Source organism: Streptomyces sp. x-19, assembly GCF_046549115.1.
Lineage (GTDB): Bacteria > Actinomycetota > Actinomycetes > Streptomycetales > Streptomycetaceae > Streptomyces > Streptomyces albulus_C.
This window is the reverse complement of record NZ_JAJPWK010000007.1, coordinates 1-16877: the sequence shown is the minus strand read 5'-3', so window position 1 is coordinate 16877 and position 16877 is coordinate 1. Positions and strand designations below refer to the sequence as shown.

Here is a 16877-nt window from a genome sequence, read left to right as displayed (position 1 = left end):
AGGGTCGCCCATGACCCCTGCCTCCAAGGAATCCCCCACCCCCGAAAGGCCCGCCGTCGGCCGCCGAGCCGTCCTCGGCGCCGCCGCCGCGGCCGCTGCCGCCCCCGCCCTGCTCGGCCGTACCGCAGCCGCCGCCGCTCCGGCGCGCAAGGGCCCGCGCGCCCTGCCCGGCGGCGGTGACCTCGGCCCCAACGTCCTGGTCTTCGACCCGTCCACGCCAGGCATCCAGGCGAAGCTCGACGAGGTGTTCACGAAGCAGGAGAAGGCCCAGTTCGACACCGGACGGTACGCCCTGCTGTTCACGCCGGGCACCTACCACGGCCTCAACGCCCAGCTCGGCTTCTACACCTCCATAGCCGGCCTGGGACTCTCCCCCGACGACACCACCATCAACGGCGACGTCACCGTGGACGCCGGCTGGTTCAACGGCAACGCCACCCAGAACTTCTGGCGCTCCGCCGAGAACCTCGCCCTGGTCCCGGCCAACGGCACCAACCGCTGGGCCGTCGCCCAGGCCGCGCCGTTCCGCCGGATGCACGTCCGCGGCGGCCTCAACCTGGCCCCCGCCGGCGACGGTTGGGCCAGCGGCGGCTACCTCGCCGACAGCCGCATCGACGGGACCGTGGAGCCGCGCTCCCAACAACAGTGGTACAGCCGCGACAGCGCCGTCGGCGGCTGGTCCAACGGGGTGTGGAACATGGTCTTCTCGGGCGTCGAGGGCGCCCCGGCCCAGACCTTCCCGAACCCGCCCTACACCGTGCTGGACACCACCCCGCTCTCCCGGGAGAAGCCGTTCCTCTACCTCGACGGCGACGCCTACCGGGTCTTCCTGCCCGAGCTGCGGACCAACGCCCGCGGCGTGACCTGGGGCAACGGCACCCCGCGCGGCACCTCCCTGCCGCTGTCGCAGTTCTACGTCGCCAAGCCCGGGGACTCCGCGGCCACCCTCAACCAAGCCCTCACCCAAGGGCTCCACCTGTTGCTCACGCCCGGCATCTACCACCTCGACGAGCCGATCACCGTGAGCGCGGCCAACACCGTCGTACTGGGCCTCGGCTACGCCACACTGATCCCCGACAACGGTGTCACCGCTCTGAAGACCGCGGACGTCGACGGCATCCGCCTGGCCGGCTTCCTCATCGACGCCGGACCGGTCAACTCCCGCACACTGCTCGAAATCGGGCCGGACGGCGCCTCGGCGGACCACGCCGGCAACCCGACCACCGTCCAGGACGTGTTCCTGCGCATCGGCGGCGCGGGCCCCGGCAAGGCCACCACCAGCATCGTCGTCAACAGTCGGCACACCCTCGTCGACCACACCTGGGTCTGGCGCGCCGACCACGGCGACGGCGTCGGCTGGGACACCAACCGCGCCGACTACGGCATCCGCGTCAACGGCGACGACGTCCTGGCCACCGGCCTGTTCGTGGAGCACTTCAACAAGTACGACGTGCAGTGGTACGGCCAGCGAGGCCGTACCGTCTTCCTCCAGAACGAGAAGGCGTACGACGCCCCCAACCAGGCCGCCGTCCAGGACGGCGACGTCAAGGGCTACGCCGCCTACAAGGTCGCCGACTCGGTCACCAGCCACGAGGCGTGGGGGCTCGGCAGCTACTGCTTCTACAACGTCGATCCCGGCATCGTCCAACACCACGGCTTCGCCGCCCCGAACGCACCGGGGGTCACGTTCCACGACCTGCTGGTGGTGTCGCTCGGCGGCAAGGGCCAGTTCGAGCGCGTCATCAACGACACCGGCGCCCCGACGTCGGGCAGCTCGACCGTGCCGTCGACCGTGGTGGCGTACCCCTGACGGACGTCGGGCGGGCCACGCAGGTCGCGGCCCGCCCCACGCGGCTCACCCCACCTGGTAGGTGAAGTCGTACGGGAACGACGGCTCGCCGGGCCGGTAGACGTAGCCGCCCGACCCGGTCAGCCCGGCCAGTTCCCCGGTGCCCGATCCGGGCACGACGTCGAACGTGCAGCGCACCGTGCCGTCCGGGTCGAACGAGCCGCGCTCCTCCAGGACGAAGGTGCCCGCCCGCCCGTCCAGCCGACCGGTCAGGAGTTCCAGCCCGGTGAACGCGCCGGTCTTCTCCGAGGTGTAGACCAGGCTGTACTCGCAGGTCGTGTCGGGGGCCTCGATGCCGCCGGAGAAGGAGTTGGTGACGGAGGCGTGGGCGAGCCGCGGGCCCGCCCCCTCGCCACCGACGGGGCGCTCCTCCCAGTTGGCGAAGGTGATGCGGCCGGTGGTCTGCGCGGGCATGGGGTGTCCTTCCGATCTGCCGCACGGTGGGTGCGGAGGCGATGTGCGACCAGTCTGTCGGCCGTACCTGACACCTCCTGTCAGGTACGCGGGACAATCGGGCCATGCGCGCCGACCGGCTCCTCGCCCTGCTTCTGCTGCTCCAGAACCGCGGGCGGATGACCGCCCCCGAACTCGCCGCGGAACTGGAGGTGTCGGTCCGCACGGTCTACCGGGACGTCGAGGCACTCGGCGCGTCCGGCGTCCCGGTCCGCGCCGACCGCGGGCCGGACGGCGGCTACCGCCTGATGGCCGGCTACCGCACCCGACTGACCGGGCTCACCGACGACGAGGCCGGTGCGCTCTTCCTCGCCGGGGTGCCCGGCCCCGCCCGGGACCTGGGGCTGGGCGCGGTGCTGGCGACGGCCCAACTGAAGGTCCAGGCCGCGCTCCCGGCGGAGCTCGCCGAGCGCACCCGGCTGATCCAGGACCGCTTCCACCTGGACGCCCCGGCCTGGTTCCGCGACGCCGATCCGGTCGCCCACCTGGCGCCGGTCGCCCGGGCCGTGTGGGAACAGCGGGTGGTGCGCACCCACTACCGGCGCTGGCGCGGCGAGGTCCACCGGGAGCTGCGCCCGCTCGGGATCGTCCTCAAGGGCGGCATCTGGTACCTGGCGGCCCTCGTCGACGAGGCGGTGCGGACGTACCGGATCGCGCGGTTCCTGGCCGTCGACCTCACGGACGAGGTGTTCGTGCGTCCGACCGGCTTCGACCTGGCCGCCTACTGGGCGGAGTCGTCCCGCCGCCTGGAGGCGGAGCTGCACCGGGACACCGCGCACCTGCGCATCTCCCCGCGGGCGCACCGGCTGCTGCCGATGTTCTACGGGGCGGCCGGCCGGCGGGCGTTGGCGGAGGCCGGCGCACCGGACGCGGAGGGGTGGACGGAGGTGCGCCTGCCGGTCGAGGGGCCCGCCGTGGCCGTCGGCGACCTGCTCCGACTGGGGGCCGAGGCGGAGGTCCTCGGCCCGCCCGAGCTGCGCCGGGCGGTCGCCGCGACGGTGGCCGCCTTGGCCGGCCGCTACGGCACGACGGCCGACGCCCCGACGTGACCGCGTTCGTGCACGGTGGCCCGGGCGGCGGCGTACGCGGCGCGGATCTGCCGGCCCGGCCCGGGGTCCGCGGGTGCGGGCACCTCGCGGGCCACGGGACGCGGCCAGGGCGGCGGTTCGGGGGTCCCGGCCAGCGCCCAGGCCGCCTGGCGGGCGGCGCCCAGCGCCACGTACTCCTCGGGTTCGGGCACGGCGACGGGGACGCCGAAGACCTCCGCGGCGATCTCGCCGACCACCGGCGCCCGGGCCGCCCCGCCGATGACGAGCACCCGGCGGGCCTCGACGTGCTGTGCGCGCAGCCGGTCCAGGGCGTCGGCCATGTTGCACAGCATGCCCTCGACGGCCGCGCGGGCGAAGTGCGCCGGGGACATGGTGTCGTGGCGCAGTCCCAGCAGGCTGCCGGCCGCCTCCGGGAGGTTGGGGGTGCGTTCGCCCCCGAGGTACGGCAGGAGCACCAGCCCGCCGGCGCCCGGGGCGGCGGTCCGCGCCAGCCGGTCGAGGTCGTCGAGGGCGACGCCGAGCAGGCGGGCGGTGGACGTCAGGACCCGGGCGGCGTTGAGGGTGCACACCAGGGGCAGGAAGCGGCCGGTGGCGTCGGCGAAGCCGGCGACGGCGCCGCCGGGGTCGGCGGCGGGGTGCGCGGCGCGGGCGAAGACGGTGCCGCTGGTGCCCAGTGAGACCACCACGTCGCCCGGCCCGATGCCGAGTCCCAGGGCCGCGCCCATGTTGTCGCCGGTGCCCGCCGCGACCAGGGCGCCCTGCGGAGTGCGCCCGGCCGGCTCGAACGGGCCCAGGACCCGGGGTAGTTGGGGTTCGCGTCCGCCGAAGGCGCGGGCCAACAGGTCGTGGCGGTACTGGCCGTGCACCGGTGACCAGTAGCCGGTGCCCGAGGCGTCGCCGCGGTCGGTGACCGGTGTGGCGTGCCCGGGCCCGCCGCACAGCTGCCAGGTCAGCCAGTCGTGCGGCAGCAGCACCCGTGCCGTGCGGTCCGCGTGCGCCGGCTCGTGCTCCGCCAGCCAGCGCAGTTTGGCCACGGTGAGGGCCGCGACCGGTACCGTGCCGACCGCCTCGGCCCACTTCTGCGGGCCGCCGAGCTCGTCGACGAGGTCCGCGGCCGCCCGGGCGGAGCGGGTGTCGTTCCACAACAGGGCGTCGCGCACCGGCCGTCCGGCCGCGTCGAGGGCCACCAGGCCGTGCTGCTGCCCGGCCACGGCGAGGGCGTCCACGCGGTCCAGCAGGCCGTCGCCGGCCTCGCGCAGGGCGCGCCACCAGGCCGCGGGCGCGATTTCGGTGCCCTCGGGGTGGGGGGCGCGGCCCCGGTGCAGGACCTCCCCGGTATCGGCGTCGCAGACGACGACCTTGCAGGACTGGGTGGAGGAGTCCACCCCGGCAACGGTGGGCATGGCGATGTCGCTTCCGTGCAACGGGAGGGTGGGGAAAGGGAGTTCAGCGCTGCGGGTGCAGTTGGATCTTGCGGCCGGAGCCCTCCCGGAACGTCCGCAGCGCGGCGTCGAAGTCGTCCAGGGGGTAGCGGTGGGTGATCATCGTGTCGGCGTCGACGACGCCCTTCGCCATCAGGTCCACGGCGCGGCCGAAGCTGTGCAGGACGGCCATCGACCCGACGATGGTGATCTCGTCGTTGTAGACCCGGAACGGCGAGAAGGCGGCGGTGGCGGCGGACGGCGCCACGCCGAACTGCTGGAAGGTGCCGCCGCGGCGGACCCGCCCGAGACCGTCCTCGATGACGGGGATCACACCGGTGCAGTCGATGACGGTCTCCCAGCCCTGCGGCCGGTCCAACTCCGCGGCGCCGACCGCGGTGGCGTCGGCGCCGAGCCGTTCGGCGACCCGCAGTCGGTCGGTGTTGATGTCGACGACGGAGAGGGAGGCGGCCCCGGCGGTCCGGGCGAGCTGGAGCATCAGCAGGCCCATGGTGCCGGCGCCGTAGATGAGGTAGTGGTCGCCGAGCCGGCGGGGCAGGACGTCGAAGCCGCGCACCGCGCACGACAGCGGTTCGATCAGCGCGCCCTGGGGGAACTCGACGCTCTCCGGCAGCCGGTAGCAGTTGGCCGCCGGCACCTTGACGTACTCGGCCATCGCGCCGTCCACGGTGTCCCCGATCGCGCCCCAGTTCTCGCACAGGTTGCCGTGGCCGTTGGCGCAGTAGTGGCAGGCCCCGCAGAACAGGGACGGGTCGACTGCGACCCGTTCCCCGGTGCGCAGTCCGGTCACTCCCGCCCCCAGCGCGACGACCTCGCCGGTGAACTCGTGGCCCGGCACGATCGGGTACGGGGTGGGGGCGAACTCCCCCTGGACGATGTGCACGTCGGTCCCGCAGATGCCCACCGCGGCCGGCGCGACGACGACCTCGCCGGGGCCCGGGACGGGATCGGTGACGGTGGTGACCTCGTACTGCCCGGGGGTGTGGATGACGACGGCGCGCATGGCGGGGCCTTTCTCGGGGAACGGAGGCGGAGGTTCCGGAGGCGGGGTGCGGCTCAGGTGCCGGGGTCCACGGTGCGTACCTCGACGCCGAGGTCCCGGACGGCCCGGACCTCGGATTCCGGCGTCGCGGCGTCCGTGACCATCAGGTCGTAGCCGCCGACGTCGCCGTACGGGTGGGTCGCGGTGCGACCGAACTTGCTGTGGTCGACGACGAGGACGGCCCGGTCGGCGGCCCGGAGGTAGGCGTGCTTGGACTCCGCGTAGGCGTGCACCGGGTGGAACAGCCGGCCCTCGCGGACCGAGGTCGCGGTGACGAAGGCGAGGTCGGCGCGGAGGTCCTGGAGCTGGCGCCGGGCCTGCGGGCCTGCGCAGGACTCGAAGTCCTCGTAGTAGCGGTCGCCGAGCACCGTCACCTCGACCGGGGAGCCGGCCAGGAGGGCGGTGACCCGCAGCGAATTGGTGATGACGCGGAGCCCGTCGACGGCGGCGAGCCGGCGGGCCAGGGGGAAGAGCGTGGAGCCGCAGTCGATCAGCACCGTGTCGCCGGGCGCGACCTCGCCCACCAGCGCCTCGGCGAACGCGGCCTTCACGTCGGCGTGGGCGTGCTCGCGGAAGCGCAGCGCACTCTCCATGGTGACGTCGGGGAACGCCGTCGCCACGCCCCGGCCCTTGCGCAGCAGTTGCCGCTGGTGGAGGTTGTCCAGGTCGCGGTGCATGGTCATCAGGCTGACCCGCATCCGCTCGGCGAGTGCGGCGATGCGGATCTCACCGCCCTGCGCGACCAGGCGCAGTACCGCCTGTCGGCGCTCCTCCACCTCGGCCTCGGAGCCACGGCTCGGTCGCATCGCGGGTGTCCCTCCGTCCCTTCGTCATCCCGGCCGGCGCGTCACTGCGGCGGCGCGGAGCCACCCTAGAACATCACACACTTTGTGTGAAGTAGCGTGGTGGGCGTCATGCGGGACGGGTAGGGGGTCGCGCTGCGCCCCGCGCCGAGCCGGATGCTCGACCGTCCGTTCCGTAAAATTTTGATGCTTCAACACATTCACCAACGCCGCTGTTCTATGCGCTATTTGGCATGTATATCCGCTACATCAGGATCAATCGCCCACTCCGCGTCGCCTCGCGCCGCGAACGCCCGTGAAACATGAGGCGGTTGTTCTTTGGAGTGATCCGGGTCACTTGACGCCGCCCGGGTCCCGGCATTCACTTCTGCCGCGGTCGAAGGCCCATTCGACGGCTTGCCACTGGGGGACAACCCTTCCCCTCGATGGAGGTACGGATGAAGTTCGTTCGTCTCGTGAAGCGGATGCGCAGCGACAAGAGCCTCAAGGCGTACGCGTGGTACGGCTGGATCTGATCGGCCCACGCCCGTAGAGGACGGTGGCGGGTCGGGCGTGACGGCCCGCCGCCGGCCGTGTTCCCGGAGGTTCCCGATGCCCCAGCGATCGACCGGCAGCCGTGGTGGCCGGCAGGTGCGCTTCGCGCCCAGGATCGACGCGTTGCTCAGCCAGCACACCGGCCAGGACCTGTTCCGACTGGAGCCCACCACGGTCGGCGTCGGGGGCGCCGACCTGATGGACGCCCTGCTCCGCAGCCGGCCGGCCAACGCCGAGGAGCGCCCGACCTTCAAACCGGTCCTCGGCCGCCACGTCAGCCGGGCCGACGCCGCCACCTACATGCAGGCCGTCGCGGCGGACGTGCGGAAGGCGCTGCAACGCCCCTTGGAGGCGCCGGTCGATCTGACCGGCCCGTGGCCGCAGGTTCCGCACGCCTACCTCCGGGACCTCGTCTTCGGACGGGAACTCCTGCGCTTCCGGGTCCTGGTCGACCGCAGGCTGGAGCTCACCCCGAAACTGACCTGGTCCGCCGTCACGTCGGGCGCCGCCCTGCTGCGCCGCCCCGACAGCACGGAACCCCTCTCGAAGCTCGCCGCCCTCGTCCTCGGCGCCACCGGCTTCCCCGACCGCCGCTACGCCATGTACCTCTACCGACGGGTGGCCGCACCCATCTGCTTCACCGTCGCCGCACTGGTCACCAACGCGGTCTGGCTGGGGGCACCGTTCGACGATTCCGTGCCGAACCGGCACCTGCTCGCCGAGGCGCTCCGACTCTTGCCGCCGTCCTGGAACATCCTCCGGGTGGCCTCACCGGAATTCACCGCGCTGGACACCCGGATCGGCCCGGCGGACGACGTCCTGCTGCTGCCCCTCCTGAGTCACCGCGATCCCGCGCTGTGGGAGGAGCCGGACGCCTTCCGCCCCGAGCGGTGGGCGGACCTGGACCCGGACGATCACCCCGGCTATCTGCCGTTCGGGCACGCCAACGAACGCTGCTGGGGCCGTCACATGGTGCTGCCGCTCGCCGAACGCCTCCTCGACCTGGTGCGCCGGGACGGGCTCACGGTGCGCCCGGCCCAGACCGTCGGCCGGGTCGAACTCGACGGCCTGATGGAAGTGGCGGAGGTCCGGGTGACGCGCGGCTGACGCGGGCGGGGCCGAGGCCCGCGTGGCGGGCGGAGCGGCGGCGCGATCGACCGGTGATTCATTGACGATACGTCATGAGGCAGTCAACGCACCGAAGTTGCCCTCGGCGTAAGCGGTGAAGGAGCGGGGGGACCGACCGGTGATGCGCGCGACCGCGTCGGTGATCCGGTCTTCGGCGCCGTCGGCGATCCGGCGGTCCAGCTCGGCCAGGACCGCCGCGAACTCCGGCGGCACCACCCGCGCGTGCCGAGCCCGCATCTCGTCTACGGGGACCGACCGGTGGCGCACCGGTCGGCCCGTGACCTCGGTGAGGACGGTGGCGACATCGTCGTAGGAGAGGGCCTGCGGTCCGGTGAGGATCCAGTCGGTGTTGTGGGGCGTCGGGTCGGTGAGGGCGTGTGCGGCCACCGCGGCGATGTCCTCGGCGTCGATGAACGCGACCCTGCCCCGCCCCGTGGCCGTGGTGAGGAGGCCCTCGGTGCGGATGTCGTCGGCGTGCGGGTGCCGGCCGGTGAAGTTCTGCATGAACCAGGAGGGGCGCAGCACCGCCCACTCCGGGAAGACGTCGGGCAGGGCCCGGTGGACGGCCCCGGTCGCCGGACCGTCGACGGGGATCAGTGAGGAGCTCAGCAGGACCGCCCGGCGGACCCCGGCCCGCCGGGCGCGGTCCAGGAACGGCAGCATCACCGCGGCGGGTTCGCTGGCCCCGGGCGGCGGCACGAGGTAGACCGCGCGCACGCCGATCAGTGCCGCGTCGTGCGTGGTCGGGTCGGACCAGTCGAAGGTCACCGGCTCCGTGCCGGTGACGGGAGTCGCCCGCCGGGCGGCGGTCCTGACGGGGTGTCCGGCCCGGGTCAGCCGGGCCACGAGGCGGCTGCCGGTCGTGCCGGTGGCGCCGGTGACGAGTAGTGGGCCGGCGGTGGGCGGGGTGCTGCGGAACGCGGTCACGGGGACCTTCCTGGTGCGGGGGCTCGGTCGGTGGGGCGCGGTCAGCCGCGCATCGAGGCGGGGATGCCCAGTGGGTTCCAGTAGTCGCGGTAGTGGGTGATGCGGCCGTCGACGACCGTGACGACCGCGACGTACGACATCGCGAACGGCCCGTCGGTGGCGACCAGTCGGCCGACGGCGCTCATCTCGACGATGATCGTCCGCACGTCCTCGGTCCGGTGGATCGTCAGCTCGGGGAAGTCGTGCAGTTCGATGTGGTCGGGATAGGCGCGCATGTAGGCGGCGACGGCGGGCTTGCCCGCCAGGCGGCGCGGGCGGTCTTCGGGCGCGTAGGGGAACTCGAAGACGCCGTCCTCGGCCCAGAGGTCGATCCAGCCGGCGACGTCCTGGTCCAGTAGGAGCCGGAGCCCGTGGCGGAAGACTTCTTCGGGGCTCCGGTGCGTGGGCGCGGTGCGGTTCATCTCGCTCCTCGTCGTGGGGAAATGCGTGCGGTGCGGTCGTCCGATACGGTTGGACCGCCGGTCCGCTTCGACCATACGGACCGACGGTCCGCTTTGCAAGAGAGGTCCTGCCGTGCCCGAACCCCGACGGCGCGCCGACGCCGTGCGCAGCCGTGAAGCCGTCCTCGACGCCGCCGAGGAACTGTTCGCCCGCAACGGACCCGCCGAAGTGAGCATGAACGCCGTCGCCGCGGCCGCCGGCGTCGGCAAGGGAACCGTCTTCCGGGCCTTCACCGACCGGGCGGGCCTGCTCCAGGCGCTCGCCGAACGCCGCACCGCACCGCTGCGCCGGGCGGTCGCCGAGGGACCCGCCCCCCTGGGTCCCGACGCCCCGGCCCACCAGCGCGTCCCCGCCGTGCTCGACGCCCTCGCCCGCTTCAAGCTCGACAACCAGAGCCTCTACCTCGTCCTGGAGGAGGCCGGCGCGTCGAGCCCGTACGAGAGCCCGTCCTACACCTGGTGGCACACGACACTGCGGGACAGCCTGGCCCAGTGCACCGACGCCGAGCGCGCCGGCTTCGTCGCCCATGCCCTGCTGGCCGCCGTCCGCGCCGACCTCATCGCCCACCTGCTCACCGTCGAGCGGCTCTCGGTCGAGGAGATCCGCACCCGGCTCGCCGCCTACGTCCACTCCGTACTGCCGGACGACGCGCGGCGCTGAACAACCCGGCCGCGGAGCGACGCCCGCCGGCGCCGAGTCCGCACCGCACCGGCGGCGTGGCGCAGCCGAACGGGTCCCCGAAGCCGATGTGATGGCGGGGAAGCAGTACGAGAACGAGACGGCAGGCGGTGGCGGCGGCATGAACGACCGGGAGACGGCTCCGGAGGAACGCCGCGGACCGGCCTGCCTGGTCACCGGTGCCACCGGGTACATCGGCGGCCGCCTGGTGCCCGAACTCCTGGCCGCCGGGCACACCGTCCGCTGCCTGGCGCGCTCACCGGACCGGCTGCGGGACCACCCCTGGGCAGGCGACGTCGAAGCGGTCCGCGGCGACGTCACCGACGCCGCCTCGGTGGGCGCCGCGATGCACGGCATCGACGTCGCCTACTACCTGGTGCACGCCCTTGGCACGGGCAAGGGCTTCGAGGAGACCGACCGCCGGGCCGCCCGGATCTTCGGGGAACAGGCCCGCGCCGCCGGCATCCGACGCATCGTCTACCTCGGCGGACTCACCCCCTCCGGCGTCCCCGAGGACGAACTCTCGCCGCACCTGAGGTCGCGCGCCGAAGTGGGCCGGGTGCTCATGGACTCGGGCGTGCCGACCGCGGTGCTGCGCGCCGCCGTCATCATCGGCTCCGGCTCCGCGTCCTTCGAAATGTTGCGCTACCTCACCGAACGGCTGCCGGTCATGGTCACCCCGAGCTGGGTCCACACCCGGACGCAGCCGATCGCCGTCCGCGACGTGCTGCGGATCCTCGTCGACTGCGCCGGACTGCCGGCGGACGTCAACCGCACGTTCGACATCGGCGGCCCGGAGGTCCTCACCTACCGCGAGATGATGGGCCGCTACGCGCTCATCGCGGAATTGCCGCGTCGGCTCATCCTGCCCGTCCCGGTGCTCACCCCGAGGCTCTCCAGCCACTGGGTCGGCCTGGTCACCCCCGTACCCTCGAAGATCGCCCGGCCGCTCACCGAGTCGCTCCGCAACGAAGTCGTCTGCCGCGAACACGACATCACCCGCTACGTGCCCGACCCGCCGGGCCACCCCTTCGGCTTCGACACCGCGGTGTCCCTGGCGCTGCAACGCATCCGCGAGGCCCAGGTCACCACCCGCTGGTCCTCCGCCTCGGTGCCCGGCGCCCCCAGCGACCCCCTGCCCACCGACCCGCACTGGGCCGGCGGCAGCCTCTACAGCGACTGCCGCGAACTCGACGTGGACGCATCCTGCGACGCGCTCTGGCGCGTCATCGAAGGCGTCGGCGGCGTGCACGGCTGGTACTCCTTCCCGCTCGCCTGGGTCATCCGCGGCTGGCTGGACCGGCTGGTCGGCGGCGTCGGACTGCGCCGCGGCCGGCGCGACGCCAGCCGGCTCCGGGTCGGCGACTCGCTGGACTTCTGGCGGGTGGAGGAGATCGAACCAGGCCGGCTGCTCCGGCTCCGCGCCGAAATGCGACTGCCGGGCCTTGCCTGGCTGGAGATGTCCTGCCGGGCCACCGGCGACGGACGGTCGCACTACCGGCAGCGCGCCGTCTTCCACCCGCATGGACTTCTGGGCCACGCGTACTGGTGGAGCGTGTCCCCCTTCCACGCAGTGGTGTTCGGCGGGATGGCGCGCAACATCGCCCGCGCCGCCGCGGTCACCGCCCCGACTGACCCGTCCGACCCGTCCGACAAGGGAGTCGCCCGGTGACCGTCGCCGTCGTCCTGTACACCTCCGATCTGCGGCTGCACGACCATCCGCCGCTGCGCGCGGCGCTGCGCTCCGCCGACGCGGTGGTGCCGCTGTTCGTCCACGACGACGCCCTCGCCGCGACCGGATTCGCCACCCCCAACCGCCGGGCCTTCCTCGCCGACTGCCTCACCCAACTCGACGCCGGCCTGCGCGAACGCGGCGGCCGCCTGGTGATCCGGGCCGGCGACGTGGTCGACGAGGTGTGCCGGGTGGCCACGGAGGCGGACGCCACCGAGGTGCACCTGGCGGCCGGGGTCAGCGGCTACGCCACCCGCCGTGAGGAGAAGCTGCGCCGCGCGTTGGAAGCCGAGCGGCGCCGGCTGTGCGTCCACGACTCGGTGATCACCGCGGTCGCGCCGGGCGCGGTCGCCCCCGCCGCCAAGGACCACTTCGCGGTCTTCACCCCCTACTTCCGGCACTGGTCCCAACAGCACCTGCGCGATCCGCTGGCCGCGCCCCGCAAGGTGCCGGTGCCCGACCACCTCGACTCGGCGGACCTGCCGTCGACCGAGGACCGGTCCGGGGTCTCCGAGGGGCTGGCCGAGGGCGGCGAAACGGTGGGCCGCAAGCGGCTGACGGCCTGGCTGCGCAGCGGCGCCGCGGAGTACGCCGACCGCCACGACGACCTGGCCGGCGACGCCACCTCACGGCTCTCCCCGCACCTGCACTTCGGCACCCTGTCACCCGTCGAGCTGGTGCAGCGGGCCCGCAGCCAGGGGGCCGCCGGCGCCGACGCGTTCGTCCGCCAGCTCGCCTGGCGCGACTTCCACCACCAGGTCCTCGCCGCCCGGCCCGCCGCGTCCACCGCCGACTACCGCACCCGGCACGACCACTGGCGCAGCGAGGAAGCGGCGGCCGAGGAGATCGCCGCCTGGAAGGCCGGCCGCACCGGCTACCCGGTGATCGACGCGGCCATGCGCCAACTGAGCCACGAGGGCTGGATGCACAACCGCGGCCGCCTGCTCACCGCCTGCTTCCTCACCAAGACGCTGTACGTGGACTGGCGGGTGGGCGCCCGGCACTTCCTGGACCTGCTGGTCGACGGAGACGTCGCCAACAACCAGCTCAACTGGCAGTGGGTGGCCGGAACCGGCACCGACACCCGCCCCAACCGCGTCCTCAACCCGCTGCTCCAGGCCAAGCGGTACGACCCCGACGGGGCCTACGTCCGCCGCTGGGTGCCGGAACTCGCCGGGCTCGCCGCCCCGGCGGTCCACCAGCCGTGGCGGCTGCGGGCCGACGAACGCGCCGGCTACGACTATCCCGAGCCCGTGGTCCAACTCGACGACGCACTGGCGCGGTTCAAGCGCGCCCGGAGCCGCGACTGACCGGCCCGCGGTGCCCGACGGCCCGTCCGTGGGGGTGGGTCAGGACTGGCCGACCAGCCCCGTCCGCAGTCGCCCGAGGATCCGTGCGAGCAGCCGGGAGACGTGCATCTGCGACACCCCGAGCTCCTCGCCGATCTCCGACTGGGTCTTCTCGTGGACGAACCGCAGGGTCAGGATCCTGCGGTCCCGCCCGTCCAGCTTCTGGACCAGGGGCGTCAGGGCGTGCAGGTCCTCGGCGAGCTGGAGCCGCGGGTCCTCGTCGCCGAGGGCGTCGGCGAGGGTGCGGGCCGAATCGTCGTCCGCCGGGTCGGTGGGCTGGTCCAGTGAACCGGCGGTGTAGCCGTTGCCGGCGATCAACCCGTCGATCACCTCGTCCTCGCCGATCCCGAGGTGCTGGGCGAGCTCGGCGACGGTGGGGTCCCGGTCCAGGCGGGCGAACAGGCGCTCCTTCGCCTGGGCGAGCTCGATCCGCAGCTCCTGGAGCCGGCGCGGCACGTGCACCGCCCAGGTGGCGTCGCGGAAGAACCGCTTGATCTCGCCCATGATGTAGGGCACCGCGAAGGTCGTGAACTCGACCTCGCGGGAGAGGTCGAAACGGTCGATGGCCTTGATCAACCCGATGGTGCCGACCTGGACGATGTCCTCCATCTCGCTCGGGTCGCCACCGCGGTTGCGGAACCGGGCCGCGACGTACCGGACCAGGGAGAGGTTCATCTCCACGAGCGTGTTGCGCACGTACTGGTACGCGTGGGTGCCCTCCTCCAGTTCCGCGAGCCGCTCGAAGAACGGTCGGGACAGCGCCTTGGCGCTCTTGGGCGCGACCTTGGAGGCGTCCGCTACGTACGGCAGCCCGCCCGTTCCGGAGCTCACGGTCCGGTGCTCCGGGCCCTGGACGTGGCCGTGCCGGATTCCCGTGTGCGTGCTGACTGCCGTCGTCATGGCTGCCCTCCCATAATTTGGATCATGGTCCGGTAAGCGGCGTCTGCCCTTCGTCCGCGGAACGAAACACCGACCCTTCCTTTTCTGCCACGCGGGGCCTTGACGTCCGGTCGAACGGCGTGGTGCGGCGGCGCGACGGGCCTCCACTGGCCCAAGCGCGTCCCCTGAACGGCGGGGTGCGGGGGCGGGAGCGTGGGGCGGGCGACGGAAGGACGGTGGGGCCGGCGTCACCGGAGGCCGTGACCGGCTGTCAGCCGGACGCGTCGATCCGCCGGTCGAGCTGCTCCAGGACGTGCGGCCAGGCTTCCCGGTGCCGGTCGCGCGCCGCCTCGTCGGCGAATCCGGCGTGGGTCAGCCGCAGCCGCGTCCCGGCGCCCTCGGCGGCGCATTCGACCGTGACCACGGTCTCCGCGCCCTCGGTGCCACCCGCACCGGTGACCCACGTCAGCTGGACCAGTCGGTCCGGTTCGAGGCGCAGGAAACGGCCGTAGTGCGGGTGGCGGGCCCCCTCGTGCTCCGTCTCGAAGAAGAACGCGGTGTTCGGCCGGCCCTGCATGAGCACCGAGCCGGGGGCCGCGAACCATCGGTCGACCTGCTCGGTCCAGGCCCGGTACAGCGCGGCGGGCGGCGCGCCCATGAGGCGTTCGACGGAGAGCTCGTGCGGCCGGGAGGAGAGGTCGGGGACACGGATCGCTTCGTTGTTGGACATGGGAGGAACTTAACTCAAGGGGGCAAAAAGGGCGGCGTTGTGCTGGTGTCGGACGACCGCCCGGCACCAGCACAACGCCGCCCTTTTTGCCCCGCGCGGCCCGCCCGCTCTCCCTACTTGTCCTTTTCGTTCCGCTGCTTCCGGTAGAGCGCGATGGCCTGATCCGGCGGGTAGTTGGGGAGTGTGGAGATCGTGCCGGTGCCCTTGGCGACGACGAAGCTGCTACCGCCCGGCGGCGTGGGCAGCGGCCGTCCGTTCGCGTCCACCGGCTTGGCGTACGTGGCGTAGACGAGGTAGCCGAGGTCGAATTCCCGCACCTGCAAGGGGGCCGGGCTCCCGTCGAAGGAACGCGGCTCACCGAACGCGGTCCGCACGATTTCCAGGGCCTCGTCGGAATTGGTGGGAACGGACTGCGGGCCGGTGGGGGAGTCGTGGTCGGGTGTCATGGTGCTTCCTCGTCTGTCGTGGTGGGGAAATCCTGGCACATGTGAAATGCGGGGCGAGAATCGGGAGAAAAGCTGTCGTCCGGCGCGGAGTTGTCCTTGTCGGAGCGTGCGTTGCGGCCCTCGCCGCGACCGTACTCCAGGTTTCCGGGCGGAGCGGAGAAGCCCTTCGTTCCACTCGGTTAGGGTCGGGTGCATGAGTGAGGAGATTGCCGCACTGGTGCGTCGACTGGCCGCCGAGAGTCGGGACGACCGCGCAGCCGCGCGGGACGCACTGACCGCTCTCGGGGCCCCGGTCGTTCCGTACCTGCTGCCGCTGCTGAAGAACGACGGAACGCCCGGCGGAATGGCCGCCGAATTGTGTCTGGAAGATATCGGCACCGCGGCGCTGGCCCCGCTGCGCGAGGTGCGGGCACACGGTCCGGGCGCCCTCCGAGCCGCCGCGTTGCGCATGCTGGCCGAGCTCGGCGGCGGCGATGCGCTCAGCGACGCGGACCGGGCCGCCGTCGAACGGTTGGTGCGGATCAAGCTGCCGGACGAGCAACCCGGCGACCTGCCCGCCGACCGTTGGGTCGCGGTGCCCAAGGCGGAAGTCGCCGACATCGTGGACGCTTTGGGCCTGCACGACGCCCGGCCCGTCACCACGGCCATGGGACTGTCCGCCGCCGTGCACCACGAGAACTCACTGAGCCGCCCCGCGGACGACGGCAGCGACGCCACTTCCTACCGGGTCTTCATCACCCCGGAATTCGAGGGCTGGCGACTCGTCTACGGCGCCGACTACCTCAACGAGAATTGGGCGGAGGTCGTGACCCGGCTCAGTGCGCACTGCGGAGAAGCTCATTTCTACGCCGTCGACGAGTACGACGGGGCGTGGGTGTGGTGGGTTTCGGAGAACGGACAGGACCGGCGCGGCTACCGCACCTACGGCGATCCGCAGTGGATCGGCGAACCGATGGAATTCGAGCGGGACCTGATGCCGGACGAGGACGTGGACCCGGATTCGGAGGACTACGACGCCGAAGCCGCCGAGGAGTACGCCGAGGGGGTGCGCGACCCCGAGGAGGTCGCCTCCTCGATCTCCGTCCAACCGACCGTGGTGGAGGTGCTCGACCGGGTCGGCCACGGCTGGCTCGCCGTGACCGACCCGGAGGTCGGCCACGGCCGCTTCCGGGGTGCCCTGGACATCTGAGGACCGGGCCTGAGCCGTGGCGCCGCCGGGTGCCGGGACCCGCCGGGGGCCCGGGGGGGAGGTGCGCGGCAGCAGGGGGGGCTGGGTGTTGTTCAAGGGCGGGTGAGGGTGGGGGAGGGGCGGCGCCACTTCCCCGCCCGAGGCCG

Annotated in this window: 17 protein-coding genes; 8 read left to right on the top strand and 9 right to left on the bottom strand. The window is 72.9% G+C overall.

Annotation, left to right across the window (positions count from 1 at the left end; genetic code table 11):
* Positions 1-10: 10 nt before the first annotated feature.
* Complete coding sequence (locus ACLJT4_RS18905; RefSeq protein WP_411123435.1) at positions 11-1810, top strand: coagulation factor 5/8 type domain-containing protein; 1800 nt, start codon at positions 11-13, stop codon at positions 1808-1810.
* A gap of 45 nt (positions 1811-1855) precedes the next feature.
* On the opposite strand, the gene ACLJT4_RS18900 is transcribed toward ACLJT4_RS18905, so the two are convergent.
* Entirely contained in the window at positions 1856-2263 is a 408-nt protein-coding gene (locus tag ACLJT4_RS18900; RefSeq protein WP_016575932.1) for a DUF3224 domain-containing protein, read from the bottom strand.
* Between the two features lie 104 nt (positions 2264-2367).
* Here ACLJT4_RS18900 and ACLJT4_RS18895 point away from each other — a divergent pair, with 104 nt between their 5' ends.
* Positions 2368-3351: a helix-turn-helix transcriptional regulator gene (locus ACLJT4_RS18895; protein WP_411123434.1), complete on the top strand. Its 984-nt coding sequence runs from the start codon at positions 2368-2370 to the stop codon at positions 3349-3351.
* Here the strand turns inward: ACLJT4_RS18895 and xylB are convergent.
* Genes xylB through ACLJT4_RS18880 form a run of 3 tightly spaced genes read right to left on the bottom strand, consistent with a single transcriptional unit; the run spans position 3321 to position 6641 of the window.
* Positions 3321-4754 (bottom strand): xylulokinase, encoded by a 1434-nt coding sequence (gene xylB, locus ACLJT4_RS18890; protein WP_411123433.1) that lies wholly within the window; start codon positions 4752-4754, stop codon positions 3321-3323. The two genes, ACLJT4_RS18895 and xylB, sit on opposite strands and share 31 nt — an antisense overlap.
* 43 nt (positions 4755-4797) lie before the next feature.
* Positions 4798-5796: a zinc-dependent alcohol dehydrogenase family protein gene (locus ACLJT4_RS18885; RefSeq protein ID WP_411123432.1), complete on the bottom strand. Its 999-nt coding sequence runs from the start codon at positions 5794-5796 to the stop codon at positions 4798-4800.
* 53 nt (positions 5797-5849) lie between these two features.
* Entirely contained in the window at positions 5850-6641 is a 792-nt protein-coding gene (locus ACLJT4_RS18880; RefSeq protein ID WP_411123431.1) for a DeoR/GlpR family DNA-binding transcription regulator, read from the bottom strand.
* Positions 6642-7063: 422 nt separating this feature from the next.
* On the opposite strand from ACLJT4_RS18880, the gene ACLJT4_RS18875 reads away from it, so the two are divergent.
* Both ACLJT4_RS18875 and ACLJT4_RS18870 read left to right on the top strand, forming a co-directional pair.
* Entirely contained in the window at positions 7064-7153 is a 90-nt protein-coding gene (locus ACLJT4_RS18875) for a tryptorubin family RiPP precursor (RefSeq protein ID WP_020930389.1), read from the top strand.
* Between the two features lie 76 nt (positions 7154-7229).
* On the top strand, positions 7230-8279 hold the full coding sequence (locus ACLJT4_RS18870; RefSeq protein WP_411123430.1) for a cytochrome P450: 1050 nt from the start codon (positions 7230-7232) through the stop codon (positions 8277-8279).
* A gap of 72 nt (positions 8280-8351) precedes the next feature.
* Here the strand turns inward: ACLJT4_RS18870 and ACLJT4_RS18865 are convergent, their stop codons facing one another.
* Both ACLJT4_RS18865 and ACLJT4_RS18860 read right to left on the bottom strand, forming a co-directional pair.
* Complete coding sequence (locus ACLJT4_RS18865) at positions 8352-9227, bottom strand: NAD(P)H-binding protein (protein WP_411123429.1); 876 nt, start codon at positions 9225-9227, stop codon at positions 8352-8354.
* A 41-nt stretch (positions 9228-9268) separates the two neighbouring features.
* Positions 9269-9688 (bottom strand): nuclear transport factor 2 family protein, encoded by a 420-nt coding sequence (locus ACLJT4_RS18860; RefSeq protein ID WP_411123428.1) that lies wholly within the window; start codon positions 9686-9688, stop codon positions 9269-9271.
* 112 nt (positions 9689-9800) lie between these two features.
* Here ACLJT4_RS18860 and ACLJT4_RS18855 point away from each other — a divergent pair, with 112 nt between their 5' ends.
* From ACLJT4_RS18855 to ACLJT4_RS18845, 3 genes are all read left to right on the top strand, one after another.
* Positions 9801-10388, top strand: a complete 588-nt coding sequence (locus ACLJT4_RS18855) for a TetR/AcrR family transcriptional regulator (protein WP_411123427.1) — start codon at positions 9801-9803, stop codon at positions 10386-10388.
* Between the two features lie 139 nt (positions 10389-10527).
* Positions 10528-12078, top strand: coding sequence for an SDR family oxidoreductase (locus ACLJT4_RS18850; protein WP_411123777.1), 1551 nt, complete (start codon positions 10528-10530; stop codon positions 12076-12078).
* Positions 12075-13448, top strand: coding sequence for a cryptochrome/photolyase family protein (locus ACLJT4_RS18845; RefSeq protein ID WP_411123426.1), 1374 nt, complete (start codon positions 12075-12077; stop codon positions 13446-13448). The genes ACLJT4_RS18850 and ACLJT4_RS18845 overlap by 4 nt, the downstream gene beginning before the upstream one ends.
* 39 nt (positions 13449-13487) lie before the next feature.
* Here the strand turns inward: ACLJT4_RS18845 and ACLJT4_RS18840 are convergent, their stop codons facing one another.
* The 3 genes from ACLJT4_RS18840 to ACLJT4_RS18830 form a co-directional block, all read right to left on the bottom strand.
* The gene (locus ACLJT4_RS18840) at positions 13488-14387 is read right to left on the bottom strand and encodes an RNA polymerase sigma factor SigF (RefSeq protein WP_411123425.1); all 900 of its coding nucleotides are present in this window, start codon (positions 14385-14387) and stop codon (positions 13488-13490) included.
* A gap of 250 nt (positions 14388-14637) precedes the next feature.
* Positions 14638-15096, bottom strand: coding sequence for an SRPBCC family protein (locus ACLJT4_RS18835; protein ID WP_233661194.1), 459 nt, complete (start codon positions 15094-15096; stop codon positions 14638-14640).
* Positions 15097-15209: 113 nt separating this feature from the next.
* Positions 15210-15542 (bottom strand): hypothetical protein, encoded by a 333-nt coding sequence (locus ACLJT4_RS18830; protein WP_038524522.1) that lies wholly within the window; start codon positions 15540-15542, stop codon positions 15210-15212.
* A 193-nt stretch (positions 15543-15735) separates the two neighbouring features.
* On the opposite strand from ACLJT4_RS18830, the gene ACLJT4_RS18825 reads away from it, so the two are divergent.
* Positions 15736-16731, top strand: a complete 996-nt coding sequence (locus tag ACLJT4_RS18825) for a hypothetical protein (protein ID WP_411123424.1) — start codon at positions 15736-15738, stop codon at positions 16729-16731.
* The last annotated feature ends 146 nt before the right edge of the window (positions 16732-16877 follow it).